Origin of the sequence: Neorhizobium galegae bv. orientalis str. HAMBI 540, from assembly GCF_000731315.1 — a bacterium.
Taxonomy (GTDB): Bacteria; Pseudomonadota; Alphaproteobacteria; order Rhizobiales; family Rhizobiaceae; genus Neorhizobium; species Neorhizobium galegae.
Map to the genome: position 1 here is coordinate 2,424,794 of NZ_HG938353.1, position 26,275 is coordinate 2,451,068.

The 26,275-nt window shown below is 61.0% G+C and carries 24 protein-coding genes, 1 tRNA gene and 1 pseudogene; 9 read left to right on the forward strand and 17 right to left on the reverse strand.

What is annotated here, in order from left to right:
- Positions 1-3: 3 nt before the first annotated feature.
- Positions 4-912 (forward strand): glucose-1-phosphate thymidylyltransferase RfbA, encoded by a 909-nt coding sequence (gene rfbA / locus RG540_RS12005; protein ID WP_051909367.1) that lies wholly within the window; start codon positions 4-6, stop codon positions 910-912.
- Positions 913-933: 21 nt separating this feature from the next.
- Here rfbA and RG540_RS12010 read toward each other — a convergent pair whose 3' ends face one another.
- The 6 genes and pseudogenes from RG540_RS12010 to RG540_RS12035 all read right to left on the reverse strand — a co-directional run.
- On the reverse strand, positions 934-2,988 hold the full coding sequence (locus RG540_RS12010) for a response regulator (protein WP_038588153.1): 2,055 nt from the start codon (positions 2,986-2,988) through the stop codon (positions 934-936).
- A 308-nt stretch (positions 2,989-3,296) separates the two neighbouring features.
- On the reverse strand, positions 3,297-3,923 hold the full coding sequence (locus RG540_RS12015) for a cytochrome c oxidase assembly protein (protein WP_038588156.1): 627 nt from the start codon (positions 3,921-3,923) through the stop codon (positions 3,297-3,299).
- The gene (locus RG540_RS12020) at positions 3,920-4,303 is read right to left on the reverse strand and encodes a hypothetical protein (RefSeq protein ID WP_038588159.1); all 384 of its coding nucleotides are present in this window, start codon (positions 4,301-4,303) and stop codon (positions 3,920-3,922) included. The genes RG540_RS12015 and RG540_RS12020 overlap by 4 nt, the downstream gene beginning before the upstream one ends.
- On the reverse strand, positions 4,300-6,816 hold the full coding sequence (ctaD, locus tag RG540_RS12025) for a cytochrome c oxidase subunit I (RefSeq protein WP_038588162.1): 2,517 nt from the start codon (positions 6,814-6,816) through the stop codon (positions 4,300-4,302). Before ctaD ends, RG540_RS12020 begins: the two co-directional genes overlap by 4 nt.
- Complete coding sequence (gene coxB, locus RG540_RS12030) at positions 6,813-7,883, reverse strand: cytochrome c oxidase subunit II (RefSeq protein WP_080724928.1); 1,071 nt, start codon at positions 7,881-7,883, stop codon at positions 6,813-6,815. Before coxB ends, ctaD begins: the two co-directional genes overlap by 4 nt.
- 439 nt (positions 7,884-8,322) lie before the next feature.
- Positions 8,323-8,601: pseudogene (locus tag RG540_RS12035) on the reverse strand (phosphotransferase); the annotation flags it as partial.
- 184 nt (positions 8,602-8,785) lie between these two features.
- Here RG540_RS12035 and RG540_RS12040 point away from each other — a divergent pair.
- The 4 genes from RG540_RS12040 (at position 8,786) to RG540_RS12055 (ending at position 12,277) form a co-directional block, all read left to right on the forward strand.
- Positions 8,786-9,922: an acyltransferase family protein gene (locus RG540_RS12040; RefSeq protein ID WP_038588168.1), complete on the forward strand. Its 1,137-nt coding sequence runs from the start codon at positions 8,786-8,788 to the stop codon at positions 9,920-9,922.
- A 154-nt stretch (positions 9,923-10,076) separates the two neighbouring features.
- Positions 10,077-11,261, forward strand: coding sequence for a hypothetical protein (locus RG540_RS31130; RefSeq protein WP_051909369.1), 1,185 nt, complete (start codon positions 10,077-10,079; stop codon positions 11,259-11,261).
- Complete coding sequence (locus RG540_RS12050) at positions 11,258-11,797, forward strand: DUF4376 domain-containing protein (RefSeq protein WP_038588171.1); 540 nt, start codon at positions 11,258-11,260, stop codon at positions 11,795-11,797. The genes RG540_RS31130 and RG540_RS12050 overlap by 4 nt, the downstream gene beginning before the upstream one ends.
- Before the next feature lie 111 nt (positions 11,798-11,908).
- Positions 11,909-12,277, forward strand: coding sequence for a phage tail sheath protein (locus RG540_RS12055; RefSeq protein WP_038588174.1), 369 nt, complete (start codon positions 11,909-11,911; stop codon positions 12,275-12,277).
- Between the two features lie 565 nt (positions 12,278-12,842).
- Here RG540_RS12055 and RG540_RS12065 read toward each other — a convergent pair.
- Positions 12,843-12,918, reverse strand: a tRNA-Ile gene (locus RG540_RS12065).
- 242 nt (positions 12,919-13,160) lie between these two features.
- Here RG540_RS12065 and RG540_RS12070 point away from each other — a divergent pair.
- Positions 13,161-13,910, forward strand: coding sequence for an SIMPL domain-containing protein (locus tag RG540_RS12070; protein WP_038588180.1), 750 nt, complete (start codon positions 13,161-13,163; stop codon positions 13,908-13,910).
- Positions 13,911-14,076: 166 nt separating this feature from the next.
- Here the strand turns inward: RG540_RS12070 and RG540_RS12075 are convergent, their stop codons facing one another.
- From RG540_RS12075 to RG540_RS12105, 7 genes are all read right to left on the reverse strand, one after another.
- Complete coding sequence (locus tag RG540_RS12075; protein ID WP_038588183.1) at positions 14,077-14,433, reverse strand: hypothetical protein; 357 nt, start codon at positions 14,431-14,433, stop codon at positions 14,077-14,079.
- Positions 14,434-14,586: 153 nt separating this feature from the next.
- Entirely contained in the window at positions 14,587-15,009 is a 423-nt protein-coding gene (locus RG540_RS12080; protein WP_038593637.1) for a secondary thiamine-phosphate synthase enzyme YjbQ, read from the reverse strand.
- A gap of 80 nt (positions 15,010-15,089) precedes the next feature.
- Positions 15,090-15,443 (reverse strand): DUF1428 domain-containing protein, encoded by a 354-nt coding sequence (locus RG540_RS12085; RefSeq protein ID WP_038588186.1) that lies wholly within the window; start codon positions 15,441-15,443, stop codon positions 15,090-15,092.
- Positions 15,444-15,519: 76 nt separating this feature from the next.
- On the reverse strand, positions 15,520-16,743 hold the full coding sequence (locus tag RG540_RS12090; RefSeq protein ID WP_038588189.1) for an MFS transporter: 1,224 nt from the start codon (positions 16,741-16,743) through the stop codon (positions 15,520-15,522).
- Positions 16,744-16,882: 139 nt separating this feature from the next.
- Entirely contained in the window at positions 16,883-17,281 is a 399-nt protein-coding gene (locus RG540_RS12095; protein WP_038588193.1) for a DUF427 domain-containing protein, read from the reverse strand.
- A gap of 109 nt (positions 17,282-17,390) precedes the next feature.
- Complete coding sequence (locus RG540_RS12100; RefSeq protein ID WP_038588196.1) at positions 17,391-18,431, reverse strand: zinc-dependent alcohol dehydrogenase family protein; 1,041 nt, start codon at positions 18,429-18,431, stop codon at positions 17,391-17,393.
- Between the two features lie 125 nt (positions 18,432-18,556).
- Positions 18,557-19,696 (reverse strand): DUF930 domain-containing protein, encoded by a 1,140-nt coding sequence (locus RG540_RS12105; RefSeq protein ID WP_038588199.1) that lies wholly within the window; start codon positions 19,694-19,696, stop codon positions 18,557-18,559.
- A 203-nt stretch (positions 19,697-19,899) separates the two neighbouring features.
- On the opposite strand from RG540_RS12105, the gene RG540_RS12110 reads away from it, so the two are divergent.
- From RG540_RS12110 to RG540_RS12120, 3 genes are all read left to right on the forward strand, one after another.
- Positions 19,900-20,424, forward strand: coding sequence for a TetR/AcrR family transcriptional regulator (locus tag RG540_RS12110; protein WP_244446551.1), 525 nt, complete (start codon positions 19,900-19,902; stop codon positions 20,422-20,424).
- Between the two features lie 5 nt (positions 20,425-20,429).
- On the forward strand, positions 20,430-20,774 hold the full coding sequence (locus RG540_RS12115) for a DMT family transporter (protein WP_038588205.1): 345 nt from the start codon (positions 20,430-20,432) through the stop codon (positions 20,772-20,774).
- A 170-nt stretch (positions 20,775-20,944) separates the two neighbouring features.
- Positions 20,945-21,184 carry a DUF2798 domain-containing protein gene (locus RG540_RS12120; protein ID WP_038588208.1) on the forward strand — a complete coding sequence of 80 codons (240 nt, stop codon included), beginning with the start codon at positions 20,945-20,947 and terminating at the stop codon, positions 21,182-21,184.
- Between the two features lie 78 nt (positions 21,185-21,262).
- Here RG540_RS12120 and rpoD read toward each other — a convergent pair whose 3' ends face one another.
- The 3 genes from rpoD to dnaG form a co-directional block, all read right to left on the reverse strand.
- Positions 21,263-23,326: an RNA polymerase sigma factor RpoD gene (rpoD, locus tag RG540_RS12125; RefSeq protein ID WP_038544121.1), complete on the reverse strand. Its 2,064-nt coding sequence runs from the start codon at positions 23,324-23,326 to the stop codon at positions 21,263-21,265.
- Positions 23,327-23,741: 415 nt separating this feature from the next.
- On the reverse strand, positions 23,742-24,089 hold the full coding sequence (locus RG540_RS12130; protein WP_038588211.1) for a GFA family protein: 348 nt from the start codon (positions 24,087-24,089) through the stop codon (positions 23,742-23,744).
- 90 nt (positions 24,090-24,179) lie between these two features.
- Positions 24,180-26,186 carry a DNA primase gene (gene dnaG / locus RG540_RS12135; protein ID WP_038588213.1) on the reverse strand — a complete coding sequence of 669 codons (2,007 nt, stop codon included), beginning with the start codon at positions 26,184-26,186 and terminating at the stop codon, positions 24,180-24,182.
- Between the last annotated feature and the right edge of the window lie 89 nt (positions 26,187-26,275).

Consider the following 26,275-nt stretch of genomic DNA (forward strand, 5'->3'; position numbering starts at 1 on the left):
GTGATGAAGGGGATTATTCTCGCCGGCGGCAGCGGTACGCGGCTACATCCGATGACCCAGGTGCTGTCCAAACAGTTGATGCCGATCTATGACAAGCCGATGATCTATTATCCCCTGTCGACGCTGATGCTGGCGGGGATCCGCGACATCCTGATCATCTCGACCCCCAAGGATCTCCCGAATTTTCAGCTGCTGCTCGGTGACGGTTCCAAATGGGGCCTCTCGTTGTCCTATGCCGAACAACCCTCTCCTGACGGCCTTGCGCAGGCCTATATCATCGGCGCCGACTTCATCGGCTCCAGTTCGTCCTGCCTGGTCCTCGGCGACAACATCTTTTTCGGCCATGGCATTACCGACCTCTTCAAGAGCGCCATGGCGCGGGAAAGCGGCGCTACGGTTTTTGCCTACCATGTCAACGATCCGCAGCGTTACGGCGTGGTCGAGTTCGACAAGCAGATGAAGGCTGCTTCGATCGAAGAAAAGCCGGAACGCCCTCGTTCGAACTGGGCGGTTACCGGCCTCTATTTCTATGACAAGGACGTCATCGACATTGCGGCCAACCTGAGACCTTCCGCCCGAGGCGAACTGGAGATCACCGACGTCAATCAGGCCTATCTCGATCGCGGCACGCTCCATGTCGAGATGATGGGACGTGGGTATGCCTGGCTCGACACAGGAACACCGGACAGTCTGTTGGAAGCGTCGGAATTCGTGTCGACGCTTGAACGCCGGCAGGGTGTCAAGATTTCCTGCCCCGAGGAGATTGCCTACCGCCTGAACTTTATCGACGCCGTTCAGCTTGAATGCCTCGCCAGGCAATATGGGAAGAGCGCCTATGGACGATATCTGACCGGGCTTCTGGAGGCTCCCGTTCCACCGCAGGTCCACAAACCGCTTAGCCTGGTCGGGTAAGTTGAAGCGTTCTCGAGCCGATCAGCTTTTCGCCGGAATCTCCAGGCGGACAACGTTTGTCGATTTTTCCGTCGATATTTGAGCCGCCTCCAGTGAAGCAGCTAGGTCTTCGATCTTGAACGGCTTGGCCACAACCGGGCACCCGACCTCCGTGCCGGCCTCAAGCTTGTCGCTGTAGCCGGTCATCAGAACAACCGGCAGGCGCGAGTTCTTCCGACGTATTTCCTCGGCAAGCTCGATGCCGGACATGCCCGGCATCATGATGTCGCTGATCACGGCCTCGATCTCCGGGTGACGTTCGAGAACCTCGATTGCCTCGCTGCCGCTTGTCGCCACGAAAATCGTGGAAACCAGTCCTTCCAAAGCCAGGCGCACCGATTCCAGCGATGATGGCGTGTCGTCCACTATCAAAAGCCGGCCAGGAAGATCTACCGCCTGCTTTGCGGGTTCGCGCGGAATGCGCTGTTCGTTCGAGCGGGGGAGTAGCAGCGTGAAGGCGCTGCCGTGGCCAACCACACTCGACACCTTGACGGCACCGCCGCTCCCCTTCGCAAAGCTATGGACCTGGGTCAGGCCGAGACCTGGACCGCCGTTCTTCTTCGTGGAGAAAAACGGTTCGAAAACCCGCCCCAGATGCGCGGATGCGACCCCTGTTCCGGTGTCTGCGATCGTCAAGGCAACAAATTGCCCTTGAAGCGTCGGATCTTCCGCAGCGCCATCGAGGACGTTCCTTGCCGAGATCGTCACCTGACCACCGCTGCCCATAGCCTCGCGCGCATTGGTCAGGAAATTGATCAGCGCGATCTCGAGACCCGCGGGATCCACATGAACGGGCCAGATGTCATCCGGAACGTTGATGTCCATGACAATCGTGTCGTCGACCGCCTGTCGCAGCAGCGGTCTCAATTCGGCAAGCTTGATGTCCAGCTCCACATGTCCGGCACCTTGGTTGGAGCGCCTGGAGAAAGACAGCAGTCGTTGGGTGATCGTCTTTCCCCTCGTCACTCCGTCACTCATGTGCGAAAGGAGCTGCGTCACCCGCTGCTCGTCGTTCCGCCTCCTCCTGATGCCTTCGACGCCGGACTGAAACACCATGAGCAGGTTGTTGAAATCATGGGCCGCCTGGCCTGTCAGCTTTCCAAGCGCATCCATTCGCTGCCAGTTAGCCATGCTTTCGCGTTCGCGGTTCCTGGCCCTAATCTCCCTGTGAAAGAGAAATGCAGCCGAGCCTGAGAGCAGCAGCGTAAAGCAGCTGGCTGCGGCGAGCAGCAATGTCGCTTTGCGTGCCAGCCTGTCGTATTCGGCAACCGGCAGACCTACCCTCACCCGCCATGGGGTTTCCCCCAGCGCAACTTCGGCAACCCGCAACTCCAGCCCGTTTTTGAGCGTTGCCAGACCAAAATCCGTTCCGGAAAAGCTTGCGAACTCGCTTGCCGCGTTGCCGGCGAGAGCAGGAGCACCGGTTGAAGCGACAAGACGATCCTGACCGTCGACGATCCAGGCCGCCCAGTTTTCCGGCAACCCGTTGGCGTAGAGGAGGTTTGTCACGATCGTCGGGCGGATGACAACCGAGAGAATAGCTCGCAGCTTGTCATTCCTCTGGATCGGAACCCTTACGGCAAAGGCCGCCTGCCCCCGAGGCCCGATCGAAACATTGCCGATCACAGCGCCGCCCGTGCGAACCACGGCCTGATGGCTCTCGATGTCCACGACCTGTTTTTCAACCGAACCCTCCAATGGCGGCAGCGACAGCACCACCTCGCCCTTTTCGTCCGATATCCGGATCTGCTCCCATTCAGGCACTCGCTCCCGCAGACGTCGAGCGGTCTCGGCAAAAGCGGAACGGGGAATCGGCGGATCGAGACGGGGCGAATCCGCAACGACGGTCAGAAGCTGAATCTGGCTTTTAAGCTCGCGCTGAAGCGTGGCGGCCATGGCCGTCGCTTTGCTGCGAATGTCGGCGTCGAGCGCGTTCTGCTGCTCCTGAATGAAGAACCTGCCCATCACTGCGGCGAGAATGATGAGCGGGATGAGCGACGCAGTGACGAGAAGGAGCGCTGGCCGGGTTTGATTCAACTGATACTCCGATATCCGTTGTTCACGTTCCATCAAATAAGCCAGAGCCTGAAACTTGCAACGCCAATTTGGGCAGGAAGGTCAGCGCCGCGCCGGATGGCTGGAGAGATGGCATCGATCAGCGTCATGCAAACGACGATGTCAACGGTCGACCGTTCTTTCCTCCGCCTTTTCCACGCCACAACGACACGTTCTCCGTAAGATCGAGATTTTCCAATGACCGGAGGCGACCTGTCCCGCAACCGCAGACCTGTGGACCTGCTCTTCCAACCAACCGGAGCGGAGCATATCCACTTTTCCGCCGCGACTCAGCGATCCGGCACCGGCGCCTTCAGCGTGCGGGCCAATAGCGCCACGCCGCCGGCCAAATAGACCGCAGCGCCGACCAGCAGCATGACAACGCCGCCGACCTGTTGATCCGCGGCGGCGTCGAGAGTGACGCCGAGGCAGGTCACGTCTCCTTCTCCATAAAGCGGACGCGGCGAAAGTGCCAGCAGCGCGCCAAGCAGGGTCATATGCATGGATGTGAAAAGCAGACCGAACGTGCCGGCAAGGCGCCGCTCCTCCTTCCCGGTCTGCCATCCGCCAAGGCAGGAGAGCCAAAGCGCCAGCCCTGCCCCGAAAAAGATTGCCTGCTCGAGTGCCGCGAAAAGGATCGAGCTTTCGGAAAGCGCTCGCAGCGCCGGGATATGCCAGATCCAGACCGCTAAAAGCTCGGTGATAGAGGCAAGCAGGGGAGTGAACCACGGCCGGCCGGCGGTAAAGTCCCGCTCCGTCCCCGATATTCCGACAGCAATCAGCGGCGCTGCGCCCGCCACCACTCCCATATGCGCAATCATGTGGACGGAAAAGGAATTGCGGTCGGCAAAGGGCAGAAACACGCCCCACAGCAACAGCAGCAGGACGAGGCCGGTTGTGAGCGCCGCCTTTGTCATGGCTGACACTCCGCAATGAAGATCAGCGGGATGGACGCGAAAACCACGGCGACGAAGCTGAGGCCGGACAGCAACAGTGTCGCAAAACCCTGGAACAGGGTGCGGGCATCGCAGGTCGGCTCGTCATGCGGCGGATCAGCCGCTCCGAACCCCCATTGCCGCCAGGCAAGATAACCCGCCAGCACGATCATCGCCAGCGCCAGCAGAGTCACGATGACAAGCGCGATCCGCACGCCGTCGAAAGTGAATGAGGATGGCAGCCGCTTGGCGCAGAACACTGCAACCGTGGCGTAACAGGCAATGAAATGCAGCGCCCAGACGGTCGGCGCCGTAAATAGGGTCCAAAGCGTTTCGACTTCGCGCGGAATGATGCTTTTCATGACGCCACCAGCGGGAAAAGGCCGATGACCGCGAAAGTGACGACGGCGGTGAAGGCCATGAAGTGCCAGTAAAGGACGATATTGCGGATATCCTGGTCGTATTCCGCGGTCATTCGTCCGGCGACGCTGCGGGCGAGGCAATAGGCCTGCATGATCGCGCCGACCACGCCATGCGTCACCGTCCAGATAACGACGATCCAGACGATGGCCGAATAGACATGTGCGGTCGGATCCATGCCATGCAGATAGGGACCGGCAAGGCCCGCAAGCGAAGCGGCGACCGAAACGGCGAAGGCTGCGGTGAGCGCCAACCGCGCATCCGGCCGGCCCTTGTCGTTGAGTTGGCGCGCCAGAAGCGTCAGCGCCCAGCCGATGACGTAGAGCACCAGCGCCGCCATCGGCCACAGGACGCCCGGCCCCTTGGCGATCGCGGTGAAATTGTCATGGATGGTCCAGTAGAAGAAATAGCCGAAGATCAGGCTCGCGAACGCCGTGCCGTCGCCGACCATGGTGATGAACATCGCCCACCAGCCGACCGAAGCCGGCCCGGAGACATAGATCGGCAATTTAAGGCCAAGCCCGACATCGATCTCCGGCGCTTCGGGGATTGGCGCCGTTCCGTTCCAGAGCCAGTGAATGATGGCGATGAAGGTGATGATCGCGAAGACGATCGTCGTGATCCACAATTTGAATGTCAGCGCGATGAACACGCCGCCGAGAGCGATCGCCGCGATGATCGTCACGTAGGAGACGCCACCGACCCGCAGGCACTGGATCGGCTTCGCATCCAGAACAGAGGTCACCAGGGTCTCGCGCTTGCCGGACTTCGCATCCGGCAGATAAAAGCGCCCGGCCTCGATATCCGCCTGCAGGTTTGGCTGATCCCAGAGCGGATAGCGGCTGTTGATGATCGGCACCGAGCGCATGCCCCAGCTTTCCGACGGATCGTTGGTCCATTCGAGCGTCCCGGAGTTCCAGGGATTGAGGTCGCGCCCTGCCGGCTGTTGTTTCGGGCGAAAAATGTCGATGACGAAGGTCGCGACACCGGCGGCGAAGACGAAGGCGCCGATGGTCGAAATGAGGTTGAACCAGTCCCAGCCGATATCTTCCGGATAAGTGAAGACCCGCCGCGGCATGCCGCGCAGGCCGGAGAAGTGCATGGGGAAGAAGGCGATGTTGAACCCGGCAAACATCAGCCAGAAAGCGGCCCTGCCCCAGGCATCGCTGAGCTTCTTACCCGTCACGAACGGAAAGTAGTAATAGATGCCGGCGACGACCGGAAACAGCATGCCGCCGATCAATACGTAATGCAGATGCGCGACGACGAAATACGTGTCATGCGCCTGCCAGTCGAACGGTACGAGTGCCACCATGACGCCCGTCAGCCCGCCGATCACGAAGATGATCAGCCCGCCGGCACCGAACAGCATCGGCACCGAAGAGACCACCCGGCCGGCGAGCATGGTGGCGATGAACACGAAGATCTGCACCCCGGTCGGGATCGCCACCGCCTCCGATGCCGCCGAGAAAAAGGCGAGCGAGATCTGCGGCAGGCCGGTCGCGAACATGTGGTGCACCCAGAGCCCGAAACTCAGGAAACCCGTACCGACGGCAGCCAGCACGATCCAGGAATAACCGACGATCGGCCGCTGCGAGAAGGTCGGCACGATCATCGCCATCAACGCGATTGCGGGCAGGAAGATGATGTAGACTTCCGGGTGGCCGAATATCCAGAACAGGTGCTGCCAAAGCAGTGGATCGCCGCCTCGCCTCGCGTCGAAGAAGGGCCAGTCGAACATCCGCTCCATCTCGAACAGGATGTCGCCCGCGATCAACGGCGGAAAGGCGAACAAGATCATGCCCGCGACGATCAGGAGATACCAGGCGAACATCGGCATGATGTTGATACGCATGCCAGGCGCCCGGCATTTCATGATGCCGACGATGATCTCCACGGCAGCGGCAATCGAGGCCACCTCGATGAAGGACAGGCCGAGCAGCCAGATATCCGCGCCGATGCCGGCATATTCGTCATCGGTCGCAAGCGGCGGATACATGAACCAGCCGGCGTTCGGCGCCGCGTTGAAGAAGATCGAACCGCAGACGAAGACGCCGCCGATGAGAAAACTCCAGAAGCCGAAGGCGGACAGCCGCGGGAACGGCAGCTCCCGGGCACCGAGCATCGACGGCAGCAGGAAGATCGCAACCGCTTCGAAGATCGGCACCGCGAACAGGAACATCATCACCGTGCCATGCAGCGTGAAGGCCTGGTTGAAGAGCTCGGCGGAGATGAAGTCGTTCTGCGGCACAGCCAGTTGCAGGCGCATCAAGAGCCCGAGCAGGCCCGCGAACAGCATGAAGGCAAAGGCGGTGACGCCGTACCACAGCCCGATCTCGCTGTTGTTGACAGACGTCCAGTAGCGGACGCCCTTCGGCGTCTCCCATACCTTTCGGAGCCGTTCCTCCTGTGCCGCCCTCTCCTCCGGCGAAAAATTGCCGAGCTCCATGGTCATCTGAGCCCTTTCAGATAGGCGGCGATCCGATCGATCTCGGCCTCCGGCAGCATGCTGAAATGAGGCATGCGGGCCTCCGGCTTCACGGCGTCGGGATCGCGCAGAAATCGCGCAATTTGGTTCTTCTCATTGGCCAAGGTTCCGGCTCCAACCGAGCCACGCTCGCCGAAGGCGGTAAGATCGGGGCCTATTGTCCCCCGTGCCTCGGTGCCGGAAATGCCATGGCAGGCACCACAGCCATGTCTGAGGAACAGTTCCAACCCCTGTGCGTCACGGGTGCCGGTGGATGCCTGCCGCGCCTTGTACCAGTCCTCGTACGCTTCCGGTTCCATCGCATGGACGGTGAAAGCCATCAGCGCGTGACTGGCGCCGCAGAACTCGGCGCAGACGCCCCGATAGGTACCGGGCTTTTCCGCCTGCAGTGTCAGGCGGTTCTCACGGCCGGGTATCATGTCCATCTTGCCGCCGAGCACGGGTATCCAGAAGGAATGGATGACGTCGGGCGATTTCAGCAAAAAGACGACGCGCTTTCCGGTCGGCACGCGCACCTCGTTGGCCGTTTCGAAAACGACCGCGCCACCGTCGTCGAGATAACGCACCCGCCACCAGAACTGCTCGCCCGTCACCTCGACGCGCCGCAGACCGCGATCTTCCGCCTGGAACCAGGGCCGGACATTGGGCATCAGCCAGACCGCATAGGAAAGGAGGGCCGCAAGGATAACCGAGGGCAAAACGGCGCCGCCCCAGAGAATGAGCTGCCCCGCGCCTTTTTCAGAATAGGTTCGACGCTTGCGCGCCGCATGGAACAGCAGTCCGACGACACCCGCCCAGATCACCGCGCCGCCGATCAGCATAACGAAAAAGAGGGTTGCGACCGCGCTCGCCTCGCGGCCTGCCGGATCGAGTGCCGACTGGACGCCGGAACACGACGCCAAAAGCGGAGAGAGAAGAAGGATGATCGCGGTTACCCGGATTGCCGGCCGATGCCCGCCCGAAATGCCATCCTGGCCGATGTCTTGTCCTGATCGGATTGGCCGGCCAACGCCGGTCAAGCGGTCATCATCCATTCGACAAGCACCCATCGCGCCATTCGGCCGTCAGCCGGACATGGAGCCGCAACGCACGACTTGAGACTTTGTTCCAGGAAAGAAAGCAGGACCGCGCGCATCAGTCCTCCCGCGACGCCGCCAACCCACAGTGCCGGCCGTGAAAAACGTGTAGTTCGTCACATTCGCCGATTTTCGCAACTTGAGGCTAGCAATGCTGAAACTCGTACCGATCAGTATGCGGCTCTGCAGCTTATGTCTGGCCGCCGTGTACTAGCGCTTGACGATGGCGTAATGAGCCTTTGGATCGCCGGAATACTGCCCTGACACGAACTCCAGCAGACCCGCGCTCACCAGCCGCTCAAGGTCCTTTTCCATGTGTTCCAACGCCGCCCGGTCAACTTTTTGGCTTCGGCAACATGTATCTTGCCGTTGTTGAAGGCGTACCCGGTGCGGTTCAATATCCCTCGATGAACGCGTCCCACATCGGTGTCAACGTTCGGCCGAAAGACACTTTCGCCCACAGGAACACGGACAGGTCGTACGCGAGGTATCCGGGGCCGCCGTCATCGAAATCGAAGAAAACCGCGTCACCCGCGTCGTTGATCCTGGCATTGAAGCCATGACAGTCTCCGTGACAGTACGTCCACGTCAGATTGTCGAAGGCGTCGATCGCCTTGGCGGTGCGCGAGGCGATATCTTCAAGATCGCTAAGGACCTTGGCGTCTTCCACGATTCCCGCCTCGCGCATCCGCTATTCAGCGTTCATCCAGGTCAGGATAGATCCGAATTCGCCCGGTAGCTAGTACGTGTCAGAGGCGCAGTCGTACCTGCGATCTTAGCTCTCACACTCTTTGGATCATCCGGTTGCTGTAATCGTCTAGATGGTGCAGGAATACTGCATTTCCATCGGAGGCAGCCTAATGACCGAAACTGCGCCAAACCGCATTGAGTGCCTGGATGGATTGCGAGGTATCGCTGCGCTATGGGTTTTGATAGGTCATGCGCACCTCTTGACCCGGTTCCGGGTGCCTTTAATCGGTGATCCGGACCTTGGCGTAGATCTCTTCATTGTCCTTTCTGGCTTCTTGATGGTGTTTCATTATCGGCTGCGGGAAGCGAAGGAACCATGGGAGCTACCATCCACGTGGCGAACATTTTGGCTGCGCCGCTTTTTTAGGATTGCGCCGCTCTATTACATCATGTTGATTTTTGCGATGGCCCTCGGCCCCGCGATCTACGAAGCCCGGGTAGTGATCGACGCTTACAACTCTGTTCCGGTGCAGCCGGCAGGGCGTTACCTCGATCAAAGCTTCTGGAATTGGGTGGCGCATCTGACGTTCGCCTTCGGCGCCATACCGGGATATGCATATCGAACTGCGCTCCCTGATTGGAGTATCGGCCTCGAAATGCAGTTCTACCTCGTGCTTCCGTTTGTGATGCTCGTCATCAAACGTTTGAACCTCTTTGTGGGCATGGGTGCTGTTGTGTTCGCCGGCCTGGCTGCTGCGGTGATTTCCTATGCGCTTGGATATCGCTTCCCAATGCCTGCATTCTTGCCTTTGAAGATGCATGTCTTCGCGGTGGGAATTTTGATGGCAAGTGTTCTCGGCGCGGACGCGAAGCGTGTCTGGTTAGCCGCCGCTCTGTCGGCGGCGCTTATGTTGATCCCGATCGGCGGCGCAATGGGCGTAATCCATCACGGTGCGCGGCTGGCGATTGTCGGAGTGTTCTTCCTTCTCCTTCATCACCGTGTGGTGTGGCAACCACTCAGGCCGCTGCTGTCGAAGATCAGTAGCTTACTTGGGAACAGGTTCTTCCATCTGCTCGGCGAGCTCTCGTTTGGCGCCTACCTCGCCCACCTTCTCGTGATGCAACCAGTTATCGCGTATCTTATCGCGAACCATCCGATGTCAAACCCGGCCCGATGGGCTACCGCGCTGGCGATCACCGTGCCGGTCACATATCTGATTGCTGCGATTGGATACAGATGGATTGAGATCCCCGGTCAGGCGCTGGGTAAAGCCCTAACTCGCAAGCGCGCGATGGCAGCCGCCTAGCCCACTGCCCCATCATCTTGTGGGGTCAGATCGTCCCATGTTGCCTATCCAGGGTACCAAACTCCAATTGCGGCAGGGTTCCCTCCCGGGAGTACATGGTCAGGACTTCGACCCGGACTGAAAGGCCGGCTCTGTGGGTTCGTCGGATGGCGGCGTGAGCGGTGCGGCCGGCGCGGCGAACAATTACGTCCTGGTCAAGAATGCCAGCGGTCAATGGGTGCCGTCCTCGGCGATAGCCGCACTCGGTCCGCATCAGCATGCCACTGGCGATATCGTCGGCCTGGCGGCTGTAGTCAACGCGGCAGTCGCGGCAGTGGTCGGCGCGGCTCCAACGACGCTCGACACCGTTGCCGAGGTGGCCGCCGCACTTGGTAACAATCCGAATTTCGCAACAACGATCCTGGCGCTTTTGGGTGAGAAGGCGGCAAAGACTGACGTCTACACAAAGGCGGAAGTCGATGCGCTCAGCGCTGTCCCGATCGGCACGGTCATCGACGTCTACGGCAACGGTACATCCGCAATCCCCGGCTATGTCAAAGTGGTCTCGGGACTCGAGATCACGGCAGCTCTTCCGGAGCTTCGGGCTTTCGGTTTGGCGAATGGATGGGCTGTAAACGGTTCTGGCAACCCTGTCATGCCGAGCGGCGACGCACTCTTCAAGCGCGGCTGGAAAAGTGGGCAGACGCGTGATGCCGGGCGAACCTTTGGTTCGGTGCAGGAAGATGCGTTCCAAGGTCATATACACACGACGCCTGGAAACAACTCTGGTTCGTTCGCCTATCTGAACCCCTCGCTCGGTGACGGTGCCCTGTACAAGCAGGTCAATAGCAGCGCTCCCGTAACCGATGGGGTCAACGGTGCTCCTCGCGTTGCGGCGGAGACCCGACCTGCCAACATGACGGTCACCTACTACATCAAGGCCTACGGTGCGGCCGTTGATGCGGGGACACTAGCGGCAGCGCAGGTGCTAAACGATGTCACCGACGCGCGGGCGAGGATTGCGGTACTTGAGCGGAAGTTCTCAAGCAATCCGCTCACTCCTACGCTCGGCGGACTTGTTCAAGCTCCTCATGGCTTCGGTGTGAAACCAACGTTCTACGAAGCTTACGCCGTGTGCACGTCCCCTGAGTTCAATTTTCAAGTTGATAATGAGATCCGCGTCACGACAAACCACATCGGCTCCACCGCCGGGTATGGTGTGATGGTGTGGGCAGATGCCACGAACATATACGGTAGGATTGGTAATACTGCGATCGGATTGACGTTCAACCTTAGTACCGGTGTGGCAATAACGCTGACGCTGACAAGCTGGAAGATCGTGCTGAGGGCTAAACCATGAGCGAGAAATTCTACGTAACGTTCGACGGCGAGTGGCTCGGAGCTTTTGAGGGACCTGCGCCAGGGAGTGCTATCGCAGTTCCGGTTGCTCCGCTTTCCGCTTCGCAGCGGTGGAGCTTCGACCAGGCGCGTTTCTTGGACCCCGCTCCAACCACCTCTGACGTGGACGTCGAGCGTGACCGGCGCATCACCGCCGGCTTCATCTTCGAAGGCGTGTTGTACCAGTCCGACAAAGAGGCGCGCGAAAACATCATGGGCGCGCACAAGGCCGCGTCGGATGCGATGATGCTGTTTGGTGCCCAGGCCGGAAATTTCGCTTGGCGCCAGCTTCTCGATCCCGGTGGACCGGAAGTGTTCGAGTGGATCGCTTCCGACAATTCCCGCGTACCAATGGATGCGCCGACCGTGCTTCGTTTCGGCTACGCGGCCTTGGCTCACAAAGCGAGCCATATCTTCGCTGCCAGCGATTTGAAGAGCATGGCGCCGATCCCGCCAGACTTCGCCACCAATCCGGTTTACTGGCCAGCCGCCAGCTGATACCTTGAAGGCTGATCAAAAGCCGGGGCTGACAGCTGTCAGCCCCGGCTTTTTTGCGCGCGCATGTAGCTTGACCCCGGAATATGCACTTGCCCAGGGGATGGCTCTTTCATGGCTGGCACTACTGATTTCGTCGGCGTTCGCGTCTTCTCAGATCTGCGATCGACCGTCGCCAAAATCGATACGCGCGACAGCACCGTCATCGGCATGGTGCTTCCTGCGCCGCTTGCCGACAATACCGCGTTTCCGCTCAATGAGCCGGTCCGGCTCTCGACCGAGGACACCGACCAGCTGGCGAAGCTCGGCGCCGGTCTTGCCCTCGACACGGTCTCGCAGATCAAATCCGAAGGCATCGTTGCCGATCTCGCCTTCGTCCGCGTGGCGCATTCGGCGGCTTCCGTGCCGGCCGACAAGCTGGCGGGCGAGATCAACAATATCGTCGGCTCGGCCGGCGCCAAGACAGGCGTTTATGGCTGCTGATGAAGGCCTGCGGAGCGAGACCAACGAAGCCTTTCAGCTTCCCATCTTCCCGCCCTCTCCATCTCAGTTTGAACGTTGGAGCCCGATCCTCGACAAACGACCTGACCTTCAACCCGAACTTTTCGGACTGGATCATGGGCTGGCCAATAGGATGGACAGATCCGACGCGGCCGGTAACGGAGTGGTCAGTTTGGCTGCAGCGTATGCGTGGAGAACTCTCAAAGCTGCTTTCGGCTAACGAGGCCAAGGAACAAAAATAGGCAGAATGGAAGGTCGCGAGGGGGTGAGGTCAGGAGGGGGCCGACGCGCTGCCCTCGCGACTGCCTATCAACAATAAAGGAAGGTTCTAGTTCCGGCGACAGGTCGATTTGAAGCGGGATGATTCGAATGGGCTTCAAAGGAAGTTCGAGATGCCTTTGAAACGAAGTTCGACAACCCCGAGCTCGGGTCTCCGAGGCTGCACGAGATTTCCAGAAATTCCGGATCTTGGTGAAAAAATTCCGGAAAGCGGCGCCCGGCTACACCCAAGAAAAACCGGTCTCTAAGTAATTGATTTTAAACGGAATGGTGGGCCCGGAGGGACTCGAACCCCCAACCAAGCGGTTATGAGCCGCCGGCTCTAACCATTGAGCTACAGGCCCGCCGATCCGGCAGAAGTGGGGCGCAATGGTCCACCCTCACCCGGAGGTTCGCTCTAACGTAATTCATCGCAAGCCACAAGCCGTTGCCGCAATAGCTTCACAATCAACCGGCAGGTAGGCTCGTCTGGCGCGAATATGCCGAGCCGATTCCCGGTTGGATCTGTTCGCGGGGTAGATAGAACATTATGGGCAGGTCGAGGGAGAAACGTCCCTTCCGCCCGGACAGATCGGGGAGAATATCCATGCGCGCTGCGCTTTCGTCGTCACGTATCGTCCTTGCAGCCGCATTTGCAGGTGCGGTCGCCATTTCTTCTGCGGGTCAGGGTTTTGCCCAGGATATCCGTCCCCGCGAACCGGTCATCAATGTGCTCGGCGAAGGCCAGGCCTCCGTGGCACCCGACATGGCTATCCTGACGCTTGCGGTGGTTCGCAATGGCCAGACAGCGCAAGCAGCACTTTCGGCCAGCAGCGCAGCCATGAAGGATGTGCTGTTGGCCCTGAAGAGCGACGGCATCGCCGATCGCGATATCCAGACCAGCAATTTCTCGATCTACCCGCAATACCGCCAGCCCGAGGCGAAGAATGGCGTCATGCAGCCGCCGCAGGTCATCGGTTATGAGGTTTCCAACACTTTGACCCTCAAGGTCCGCGATCTCGAGAAGCTCGGCGGCCTGATCGACCGGTCGGTGAAGCTCGGGGTCAACCAGGGCGGCCAGATCACCTTCACCAACGACAAACCGGACGACACGATGACCGAGGCCCGCAAGAAGGCGGTCGCCGAGGCGCTTGCCAAGGCAAAGACGCTGACGGAAGCCGCCGGCGTCAAGCTTGGACGGATCCTGGAAATCAGCGAGAATTCGATGCGCCCCGCACCCCAGCCGATGATGCGTATGGCGATGGCCAAGGACATGGCCGCCGAGGCAGTTCCGGTCGCCGGCGGCGAAAACACCTATACGGTGACCGTCAACGTCACCTTTGCTCTCGAGCAATAATTACGGGTCGTTGAACAGGAGCTGCGCGCCCGTCCGCAATGGCGCCCGCCCCCCGTCCGGCAGATAAGGCGAAAAATAAAACGCCCCCACCAGATCGTCAGACCTGGTGGGGGCGCTTGTCCTCCGTCAACGGGCGATGGAGACGGAAGGGCTCTTTGGGTTAAGCCTAGCGACGGATAACCGGGCAGCCGCGCTCGTTGGCGAACAGGATGCGGTCCGGGCCACGGTGGCCGAAACCGGCGACGACCACGACGCGGCGGCCGGCATCCACGACACGGGCGCGGCGCAGGCCCATGCGGCTTGCCTTTTCTTCTGCCAGCCCCGGAGCGCAACCGCGCGGACCGCGATCCGGGCGCCAGTCGCGATCACCACCACGATCCGGACGCCAATCGCGGTCACGGTCGCGATACTGCACCTGGATTGCGAAATCCGGGCCGGCGGCAGCAGCCACCGGGGCCGTTGCGGAAAGGCCGGTAAGCGCGATGAGAGCGGCCACACCGGCTTTGACGATCATGCTGGTCATAGAATGGTTCTCCGAAATCCGGGCCAGTTTTCGCAGGCCCCAAGGTTGTTGTTCTCGCCTTCCCCAGCGATTGGCGCGACCCTAGCCCAAGGGGTCTGAACAACATCCTAACTGGTCATTCAGCCGGTATTCATGTCCTGCTTAAAGCCGGAATCATGGTGAAAGATGCAGCACGACCTGGCGGACATGCGGCTGGTCGCGATGTTCGAAGAGGTAGATGCCCTGCCAGGTGCCGAGCATCAACCGACCGTCCCGGACGGGAATGCCGAGCGAGGCGGCAGTCAACGCCGCCTTGATATGCGCCGGCATGTCGTCTGACCCTTCGGTCGTGTGGGTGACCCAGCGCATTTGGGGATCGGTGGTAGGCGGCACCAGGCGGGAGAAGAAGGTCTTCATGTCGCGGCGAACATCCGGATCAGCATTTTCCTGGATGATCAGGGAGCAGGACGTGTGGCGCACGAACACGGTGAGCAGCCCCTCGCCCACCTGCGTGCGGCGCAAAAAATCTTGCGCCGCTTCGGTGAATTCGTAGAGCCCCTGGCCGCTTGTGGAGATCGAGATCACGGTCTGGGGCATGGGACGATCCTTATCGACGATAAGCGCCGGCAGCAAAATAGAAGCGCCGGCAGGGAGACGGCACTCCTATCACCGGCCGGCTACAATGTCAGGAAGGGCTCGAAACCGCCGAAGATCATCCGTTTGCCGTCGAAGACCTGCGTCCATTCGTCTCCGGAGAACCGCTCGTCCTTCATCACCCTGGCATTGATCTCGTCCCGGCGGGCCCGGCTTTCATAGGTGATCCAGGAGAAGATGACGGTCTCTTCCTCCTTGGCCTGCACGGCCCGCGGAAAGGAGGTGAGTTCCCCATAAGGCACGTCGTCGGCCAAGCATTCCACATAGGACAACGCGCCGTTTTCCATCCACACGGCGCCGGCAACGCGCGCCATGTCCTTGTAGCGTTCGAGATTGGCCTTGGGCACGGCAAGAATAAACCCGTCGACATAGGGCATGATTTTCCTCCTTGTTGCGTCACATCCCAAGAACGTGGGAACAACAGCGTAGCCGACAAGGGCAGCAGCTTTTTCTTCACCCCTCCAGGGTTTTCACCCGCACAAGCTCCGGGAAGAGCCGTATCCACAGGAGCACGACGATCAGCGTGCCGACACCGCCGATAACGCCGGTGGCGACCGGGCCTAAGAACCCGGCGAGTACGCCGGACTCGAACTCGCCGAGCTGGTTGGAGGTGCCGATGAAGAGCGAATTCACCGCGCTCACCCGCCCGCGCATCTCGTCCGGGGTCATCAGCTGCACCATCGAGCTGCGCACCACGACACTGATCGTGTCGGCTGCACCCAAAATCGCCAGGCAGACGATCGACAGCACGATGTTGGTAGAGAGCGAAAAGACGATCGTCGCAACGCCGAAGACGGCGCAGGCCACCATCATCCGTCGCCCGACATGGGTCTTCAGCGGTCGGCGCGCCAAAAGCAGCGCCATGCCGAGCGCACCGATCGCCGGCGCGGCGCGCAGGAAGCCCAGACCCCAGGGGCCGGCATGCAGAATATCGCGGGCAAAGATCGGCATCAGCGCGGTGGCGCCGCCGAGCAGCACGGCGAAGAGGTCGAGCGAGATGGCGCCGAGGATCACCGGCCGGCTGCGGATGAAGGCAACGCCGGCAAAGACCGAGGCAATGGTCACCGGTTCGCGCACCACCACACGCCGCTCCACATGGATCAGCGCGACGTTGACACCGCCGACCAGCAGCAGCACGGCGGAGATGACGAAAGGCGCCGTCGGATGCACACCGTAGAGCAAGCCGCCCGCCGCCGGGCCGATGATGAAGGCTGCCTGTTGCAGAGAGGTCGATGTGGCGACGGCCTGCTGGAGCAGCGACGGCGGCACGACGTTGGGCAGCAGCGCGACCGTGCTCGGTTGCTGGAAGGCGTTGACCGCGCCGAGCAGGGTCACAGCGACGAAGATCAGCGTCGGCGTGATCCACTGCTCGAAGATCGCCACCGCCAGCATCGCGGCGATCGCCGCCTGGACGAGCTGGCAGATCAGCACGATCATCCGCCGGTCGAAGCTGTCGGCCACGTGGCCGACGACCAGCGTCAGAAAAAAGCGCGGCAGGAACTGGCAGAAACCGACGAAACCAAGCGCAAAGGCGCTCTCGGTCATGTCGTAGATGATCCAGCTGACGGCGATCGTCACCGCCTGGGAAGCGAGGGCGGTCAGGACCCGCGACGCGGCAAGATGCAGATAGGCGGGGTGATGCAGTACGCTTTGCTTTGTCGGTTGCCCACTATCCATTCGAACCGTCGCCTGTCGGCTCGCGGAGCCTGCCATTTATAGGAAACTTATAGGCTCCTGTTCCGCCCGAAACGCAGACTTGTCAATCCACATGATGGGCGGACGATGGCGGACATACGATCTTGCCTCCGACGGGCCGTCAGAACTGGCCTGCTTCGGGCGCCCCCAACTCCTCGATGGAATCGACCCGGTCCGGATAGAAGGCGACATGCTGTTCGATCCCGCCAACCGCGTCATACGGGTTTTCATAGGACCAGACGGCATTCTTTGATCGCTCGCCGCCAGCCGGAATGCTGAAATAGGAGGCCTCTCCCTTATACGGACAATAGCTCTGGTGGTCGGTTCGCTCAAGCAGCGACATGTCCACATCCTTGCGGGGTATATAGTGCACCGGCGGATAGGAGGCCTCGCGCAACGTCAGCGAATTGACGCTGTCGGCGATCACCTTGCCGCCGAGCTTCACCACCACCCGCGAGGGGTTGTGCTCGACGGTGATCGGATGATCCGGTCCTGGAATTCTCTGGGCTCTGGCGTTCATGGCTCGTCCTTTCGAGTTCGACGCATGCCTTCCATATAGGGCGCGCCTAACCGTCACCAAGCGGCCGAAGCGGAATGCTCCGGGCAAGGCTGACGAACAATTCCGAACGTTAGAATGTGGTGATCACGCTGATTCCGGGTGTTTCGGACTTGTCCATCGTCATCAACCCCGGCACCGCCTCCTCCAGGCTGATGCGCCTGGAAATGAGCTGCTGCGGCCTCATCTTGCCGGCCGTCAGCATGGCGAGCATGGCGTCATAGCGCCAGGCCTGCATGCCGTGGCTGCCGTAGATCTCCAGTTCGTGGCCGATCACCTGCGCCATCGGAATCGAGGGTGTGGCGTGCTCGCCGAGCATCAGCCCGACCTGTACATGCCGGCCGCGGCGGCGGAGATTCTTGATCGAATTGAAGCAGGTGACGGGATGGCCGAGCGCGTCGATCGACACATGCGCTCCGCCCTTGGTGATCTCGCGAACCGCCTCGACCACATCGGCAACCGTGCTCGCATTGATAGTGGCGACCGCACCGCATTGGCGGGCGAACGCCAGCTTGTCTTCGGAGAGATCGATGCCAATCGCATTCGCTCCAAGCGCCGTGGCGATCATGATCGCCGACAGGCCGACGCCGCCGCAGCCATGCACCGCGACCCAGTCGCCAGGCCCGGTGCGAGCCTGGTCGGCAACCGCCCGGAAGGAGGTCGCGAACCGGCAGCCGAGGCTGGCCGCCGTCGCATCGTCGATTTCTTCGGGCAGGTGCACGAGGTTGGTGTCGGCATAGTCGATCGCCACATATTCCGCGAACGAGCCCCAATGGGTAAAGCCCGGCTGGAACTGGTTGGGGCAGACCTGCTGGTTGCCGGAATGGCATTCCGAACAATGGCCGCAGCCCGAGACGAACGGCACCGTCACCCGGTCGCCGATCTTGAAGCGCATGACGCCCTTGCCGGTCGCCACCACCTTGCCGGCCAATTCATGGCCCGGCACATGCGGCAGCTTTATATCCGGATCATGCCCCATCCAGCCATGCCAGTCGCTGCGGCAGAGCCCACTCGCGCCGACCTTGACCACGACGCCGTCAAAACCCGGTTCCGGGTCGGGGAGGTTGCGGATTTCGGGTGCCTTTTCAAAGGCATCGTAGAACATGGCTTTCATGGCAGGCCCCTTCTTGAACGCGGCCGCAGCATAGTCAAACCGGCTCGCGGGTCAATCAACCCATGCGGCGCCTTCTGCAACACCTGCATCGATCGCGTCACGACTAGGCGTGCGGGGGGAGGTTCTCACAATTCCGGAAAGCCGCGCTTGCGCCACTCACTTTGCGGCACCGGCGCGCCGACGTCGAATGCGAAGGACACGATTTTGGTCGCGTTGTCGTCGACCTCGCAGCGGAAACTCAGGTCGTACCACTGGGCATTGGCCCGGAATGCGCCCCGTTTGACTTCAAGGACCGTGCCGTTCGGTAGACGATAGGCCGGCAACATTTCCGGTCTGTAGGATTGAGCCGAATGTCGCAGCTGCTCGCGAAGTTCCGTCGCGCAGAGCTGGCCGGCGCGCACCCCTCGCGGCACATCGCCCATCGCCGTCGTGGCGATTGCATCGCCCGTCTCGCTCTGCGAAAACAGCGTCTTTGCCTCGGTCAGCTCAACCGGCTTGCCGGGGTTCGGCTTCTTGGAAGGGTCGCTCTTGGGCGACGCGGCTGGCGGCGCCGTCACGATCTCGGTCTTGGTCGCATCCGGCGAAACCCCGGCAACCGGGCCGTTCCGCAATCCGTTGGCTGCCGCAATGCCGACCTCCGGCAGTTGGATATCATCCGGCACCGGATTGGCTGGCGGTGCCTCCACGACGGCAGGCGCTTCCTTTGCCTGTTTTACCGGTTCGACGGATTTCGCATCCGCCTTGCTCTCGGCAGGCGGATTGGTCGTTTCCTTCGATGCATTACCGGTCTGAGATTTCCTCGGCCCGCTGTCCTTCTCGCCAAATTCGAAGACGGGCCGCAGAACCGGCAACGGCTGCCCCTTGGCCTCCTTGGCGGAGGGCGGTGGCTCGACAGGCTTCTCCTCGGGGGCTGGCGGAGGTGGCGGCTGCTTCTTGGCCTCCTCCTGCTTTGGCGGCGGCGGGGGTGGAGGCTCCGCCTTCTTCGCTTCTTCCTGTTTCGGCGGCTCGGGCGGGGGTGGCGGCGGCTCCTGTTTTTTCGCCTCTTCCTGTTTTGCAGGTTCCGGAGGTTTCTTCTCTTCCGGCTTCTTCTCTGGCTCTTCCGGCGGAGGCACGATTTCGACCTGGACGGTCTCTTCCTTCTGCGGCTCGGAGGAATCGGCCGGCAGGTGCAAGAACAGGGCCGCCACGAAAACGACATGCACCAGGATGGAGGCAGGGATGCCCCATCTTATGTCGCCGCGCGGCTTTCCAGATAAATCCGTCATGGCAGCGGATGTAAGATGGAAAGCCGGCCGGATCGAGTCCCCGGGTGATCAAAACAACGCAAAATCCAGCTTTCCGGGAGCGAGTTGCGCTGCCGCCCCTCTCCCCATGGGACTCGTAGGAGTTTGTCGTTGCAAACAAACCGACCATACGGTATGTTTGCAATATGTCGAAAGCTCACAGACGCGAAAAACAGCCAGACCATGTGCGGCGATCCCTCCTGGATCATGCGGCGCGATGCGCCGTTTCCGAAGGTCTCGCCAGCCTCACCCTGCAGGCGGTCGCTGATGCGGCCGCCGTCACCAAGGGCGGGTTGCTGCATCATTTCCCGAGCAAGCAGGCGCTGATCGAAGCCGTCTTCGAGGACCTGCTCGGCAAGCTCGATGTGGAAATCGACCGGCTGATGAGCGAGGACGAAACCGACCAGGGCCGGTTCACGCGCGCCTATGTCGACGCCTTTTTCCAGGTGACTCGCGATGGGATCGAAAGCCCCTGGGCGGCACTGTCGATCTCCTGCATGACCGATGCGCGGCTCAGACAACTCTGGTCGGAATGGATGCGCGAACGGCTCGCGCGGCATGCGCAGACCGACAGTCATCCGGCCTTCACGCTCGCGCGCTACGCGGCGGATGGCATCTGGCTCGCCAATCTCATGGAGGCGGATGGTTTACCGGCAAAAGAACTCGCCGAACTCCGCGACCACCTCCAAAGCCTCACGAAACAAGAGTAACGGAAATGAACCCCGCAATCCTCACCTACGGCTCGCTCGCCGGTGCAATCGTGCTGGAAGTCATCGGCACGACTTTCCTGCAGCAGAGCCAGCAGTTCACCCGCGCCCTGCCCACCATCCTGATGGGGCTGTGTTATGCGATCGCCTTCTATCTCCTGTCGATCGCCTTGCGCACCCTGCCGGTCGGCGTCGCTTACGCCATCTGGAGCGGCCTCGGCATCGTGCTGATCTCAGCCGTCGGCCTGATCCTGTTCCGCCAGACCCTGGATACTGCCGCCATGATCGGCCTCGGCCTGATCATCTCCGGCGTCGTGGTGGTCAACTTGTTTTCGAGCTCGGTCGGGCATTAACCGAACGCCTCGTCTTGCCAGCTTATTGCTTTCCAACTAAAGAACACCCGCTGGCAACACCAGCCGTAAGCGTCTGACGTCAAGCAACGCATCCCAACCGGGTGGTCGAACCGTCGATCTCACATGGATGCAATACCGGTCCCGACCGACCACGTCAGAAAGCAATTACTATGACGCTTAAATTCCTCCCTGCCCGCTATGCGAGCCTGCTGATGCCGCTTGTTCTCTCCATCCTGATGACGTTCGTCGTATCAGGCGTCGCAACCGTCAAGAATCTCGGCATGGCGTTCGAATATTTCCCGAGTTGGATGTCCGCCTGGGCGATTTCCTGGATCATCGCCTTTCCAACCTTACTGGGCGCCCTCCCCGTGACGAAGCGGATCGTTCAAGCCTTGGTGAAACCAGCCTGAGCGGATCGGCTAGATGCTAACAAAAAACCCGGCCTGCTTTCGCGGGCCGGGTTCTGGGTGTTCCATAACTGAAACCGCTCAGCTATCCAGGAAGCTCCGCAGCTTGCGGCTCCGGCTCGGATGCTTCAGCTTGCGCAACGCCTTCGCCTCGATCTGGCGGATACGTTCGCGGGTAACCGAGAACTGCTGGCCGACTTCTTCGAGCGTGTGGTCGGTGTTCATGCCGATGCCGAAGCGCATGCGCAGCACGCGTTCTTCACGCGGGGTGAGCGAGGCGAGTACACGGGTCGTGGTCTCGCGCAGGTTCGCCTGGATCGCCGCATCGATCGGCAGAAGCGCGTTCTTGTCCTCGATGAAATCGCCGAGGTGGCTATCCTCTTCGTCACCCACCGGGGTTTCGAGGCTGATCGGCTCCTTGGCGATCTTCAGGACCTTGCGGACCTTTTCGAGCGGCATGGCGAGCTTTTCGGCCAGTTCTTCCGGGGTCGGCTCGCGGCCGATCTCGTGCAGCATCTGGCGCGATGTGCGGACGATCTTGTTGATCGTCTCGATCATGTGCACCGGAATGCGGATCGTGCGGGCCTGGTCGGCGATCGAACGGGTGATCGCCTGCCGGATCCACCATGTGGCATAGGTCGAGAACTTGTAACCGCGACGGTATTCGAACTTGTCGACCGCCTTCATCAGGCCGATATTGCCTTCCTGAATGAGGTCGAGGAATTGCAGGCCGCGGTTCGTGTACTTCTTGGCGATCGAGATGACGAGGCGAAGGTTCGCTTCGACCATCTCCTTCTTGGCGATACGCGCTTCGCGCTCGCCCTTCTGCACCATGGAGACGATCCGGCGGAATTCGGCGATCGAGATGCCGGTTTCCGTCGCAAGGTTCTGGATCTCCTGGCGGATATCGCGGATCGTCGTGTTCTCGGCGCGCGCGAATTCCTTCCAGCCGCGGGCGGCCAGATTGGCGATCGACTTCATCCAGTTCGGATCGAGTTCCGCACCCTGGTACTGTTCGAGGAACGAGTCACGCTTGACACCGTAGGATTCGGCAAGACGCAACAGGCGGCCTTCGTTCTGCATCAGGCGCTTGGAGATGTCGTAGAGCTGCTCGACCAGGCTGTCGACGCGGTTCTGGTTGAGCGACAGCGACTTGACCGCGGTGATCAGTTCGTCCTTGAGCTCCTTGTAACGGCGCTCCTGGGCGGACGACAGCGTGCCGGTTGCCGCCAGACGCTGCTCGACCTGCTGGTCCTGCAGCTTGCGCAGCTTCTTGTAGGTGTCGGCGATCGTATCGAGCGTCTCCATGACCTGCGGACGCAGTTCCGCTTCCATCGCGGCGAGAGAAAGGCTCGACTCGTCGTCGTCCTCTTCCTCTTCCTCAAGGTTCATGCCTTCGCCGCCGACGGCAGTGATGTCGTCGTCGTTGGCAGCGGAGAAGCGCGCCTTGCGGGTCTTTTCCTTCTCCTCGGCAGCCTTGCGGTCGGCCTCGATCTTTTCCGGGCTCTGGAACTGCGGCGCAGCCTTGGCTTCGGGACCCGAATAGGTCGTTTCGAGATCGATGATCTCGCGAAGCAGGGTCGTGCCTTCGTTCAGTTCGTCACGCCAGATGATCAGCGCCTGGAAGGTCAGCGGGCTCTCACAGAGCCCCGCGATCATCGTTTCGCGGCCGGCCTCGATGCGCTTGGCGATCGCAATTTCGCCTTCGCGCGACAGAAGCTCGACGGAACCCATTTCGCGCAGATACATGCGCACCGGGTCGTCGGTACGGTCGGTCGGCTCTTTCTTCTTAGCAGTCGCGAGCGCGGTGCTGGAAGTGGTGGCGATTTCGCCGCCTTCGCTCTCGTTATCGTCGCTGTCGCCGTCAGCATCGTCGTCGCTGGCGGTGGCTTCTTCTGCCTCTTCGTCTTCGACGACGTTGATGCCCATGTCCGACAGCATCGCCATCGTGTCTTCGATCTGCTCGGAGGTGACTTCCTCCGACGGAAGGACCGAATTCAGCTCGTCCATGGTCACATAGCCGCGCTTCTTGGCGGCTTTGATCATCTTCTTGACGGCGTCGTCAGAAAGGTCGAGAAGCGGACCGTCGTGCGAGCCTTCGCGTTCGTTCTCAGCTTCTTCGTTTTCTTTGACTTTTGTTGCCATGTATTTAGTCACTTTCCCTGAACGCCACTTTCGCCGCGCTTCGTGGCCACCGGCTGAAGACGGGTTTGACCGCCTTTGCCGCGAATCACTGTCCAACACGTAACGGAATGACCTTTAATTCCCGATTACCATTCGGCGGCCGTTTTTGACTCAGGACCGTCCTACTAGAGGATCACCGGTCATGTTCGGTGCTATTGACCCACTCCGCCTATTTTGCCTGAAATGGTGATTCCCACAAATTAACGTTCCGTCAAGCTTTTCCATAGGTCATACCCAGGAAAAGTCGAAAATATGCCCTTTGAGGGGGTCTAATAGGGGTACGCTCACCAGATTTAACCGATATGTAGGCGGCAGGCCCTGAAAGACAAGGGTTTGCCTAGACATAAAGGCTTATGCTTTTGGTCCGGCATATTCCTTAGCGGGAAGCGCCGTCATACTGGGTTACCGTCAGTGCAGCAATGTCGATTTCCGGCACGCATCTCAGATTGATCGCCGCCATCTCCGTACCATTCGGCATCGTCGCCTCACTGAACGGCGCGATGCCGCAATCGGCGCAGAAGTAGTGCGTGATCACATGCTTGTTGAACTGGTAGGAAGATAGGTTCGCCCGCGAGGTAGCGAGCTGGAACTGATTGCGTGGAACGAAGGCCAGCAACACCCCTTTGCGCCGGCAGAAAGAACAGTTGCATTCCATCGCCGTATCGAACTCGCCCTCCGCATCGAAGGCGATATTGCCGCAATGACAGCTTCCGGTAATCCGCATCAAGCTCCCCGCTCAAGCGACTCGATGCCCGCATAGGATAGAGCCACGTCATCATTCGGCAAGGGCAGGATTTCACCAACCGCAGGTCCCTCAGCCGTGGCTGACGGCCGCCCCCTTTACCCGCCCGGACAGCACGCCGAACCCGTCGATGATCGCTTCCTGGTTTTCCATGCGGAGGATTTCGAGCTGGACTTCCGACAGCGCACGCAGCAGCGGCTCGATCTCACCCGCATCTCCCGCTTCCGTCGTTTCGGCGATTTCCCGCTCCAGATCGATCTTCTGGAGCCTGAGCGCCTTGGTGCGCTTGTGCAGCGACAGCGCCTGGCGATAACCCTCGCGGGCATCCTCCAGCGCGGCGATCTCGGTCGCAGTCCAGAGCCGCGCGTTGCGCACCTGCTGGTCCAGCGACTTCAGGATGACGTCAAACCCCTCGCCGGCAAGCCGCTGCATCAGATATTCGCGCGAAAGGTTGGCGCCCGCAGTCGCGGCTGCCGGCAACATCGCCGACCAGAAGCGCTGCAGGTCACGATTCTCGAAATCGATCGCGGCGATCTCGTCATATTCCTCCAGCAGCAGCTGGGGATGATTGACGATGGTGAGCGCCAGCACGCTTTCCCGCAGTGCTGGCAGGTCGCGGTAACCACGCACGAGACCAGAGCGCGCAAGCCGATCGGAAACGCCGGCAGCCCTTCCCGCAGCACGCGGCCCCTGCGGCGGGCCACCCTGCCCCGGCCTGCCACCGGCACCGCCGCCGCGCTGAAAATTCTGGCGCCGATCATTGCCCCCGCGCTGAGCCGGCGCGAAAAAACTGTTCAGCCGGTCGCGGATAGCCTGCTGGTAATGGCGGCGCACATTCTCGTCGGCGATGACGGAAACGATCTGCTTCAGCCGCGCCTCGAGTTCGGCACGCTTTTCCGGCGTATCGAAACTTGCCGATGCCGCTTCGCGCTGCCAGATCATCTCCACCAGCGGCTTTGCTTCATTGAGCACCTTGTCGAAGGGCGCGCGGCCTTCATGGCGAACGAGATCGTCTGGATCCTTGCCATCGGGAAGCAGCGCGAAACGCACCGATTTTCCCGGCTTCAGGAACGGCAGCGCCAGATCCGCGGCACGGCTTGCTGCCCTGAGGCCGGCGCCATCGCCGTCAAAGCAGAGCACCGGCTGCGGCGTCATCCGCCACAGAAGCTCAAGCTGGTTTTCGGTCAGCGCGGTCCCGAGCGGCGCGACGGCATTCTCGACGCCCGCCTGATGCAGCGCGATGACGTCCATGTAACCTTCGACCGCAATGATCGTGCCCTCGCCCTGTCCCGGCTTGCCGACACCCTGAGCCCGCCTGGCACGCGAAAAATTGTAGAGCACCTGCCCCTTGTGGAAGAGCTCGGTCTCGTTGGAGTTGAGATATTTCGCCGGCGCATCCGGCGCCATGGCCCGGCCGCCAAACGCGATCACCTTTTCCCGCGACGACAGGATCGGAAACATGATGCGGTCGCGAAAACGGTCGTAGGAGACCGCGATCCCCTCCCCGTGCACAACCAGCCCGCAAGCCTCGATCTGGTCCTTCGGCACGCCTTTGCCGGCGAGATGCTCCTTCAGCGCATTGCGGCTTTCCGGCGCGTAGCCGAGACGGAAGGTCTCGATCGTGCGGCCCGTCAGCCCGCGGTCGCGCAGGTAAGCGCGTGCCTTGGCCCCGACGGCGCTCTGGAGCTGGTCCTGGAAAAATTGCGTCGCCAGCTCCATGACGTCGAGCAGCGTTGTGCGTTCCTTCTCGCGCTTCTCGGCCTGGGGGTCCGGCTGCGGCATGGCGATGCCGGCCATGTCGGCGACCGTCTGCACCGCCTCGGGAAAACTCTGCCCTTCGAGATCGGTCAGGAACCGGAAATGATCACCCGAGACACCACAGCCGAAGCAGTGGTATCGGCCCTTACGGTCCTCGCAATGGAAGCTCGGGCTCTTCTCGCCATGGAACGGGCAGCAGGCCCAGTAGTCGCCGCGCGAGACGTTGGTCTTTTTGCGATCCCATGTCACCCGACGGCCGACAACGGCCGATATCAGCACGCGGTCGCGGATCTCGTCGAGAAAACTGTTGGAAAAGCGCATTTCTACCTCTTGGGGCCAGCTTCCATATAAGCGCAGACCTTCAGGAACGCCACCGCCAAGGGAAATGCTGCCCGCTATTCACAGGGCGC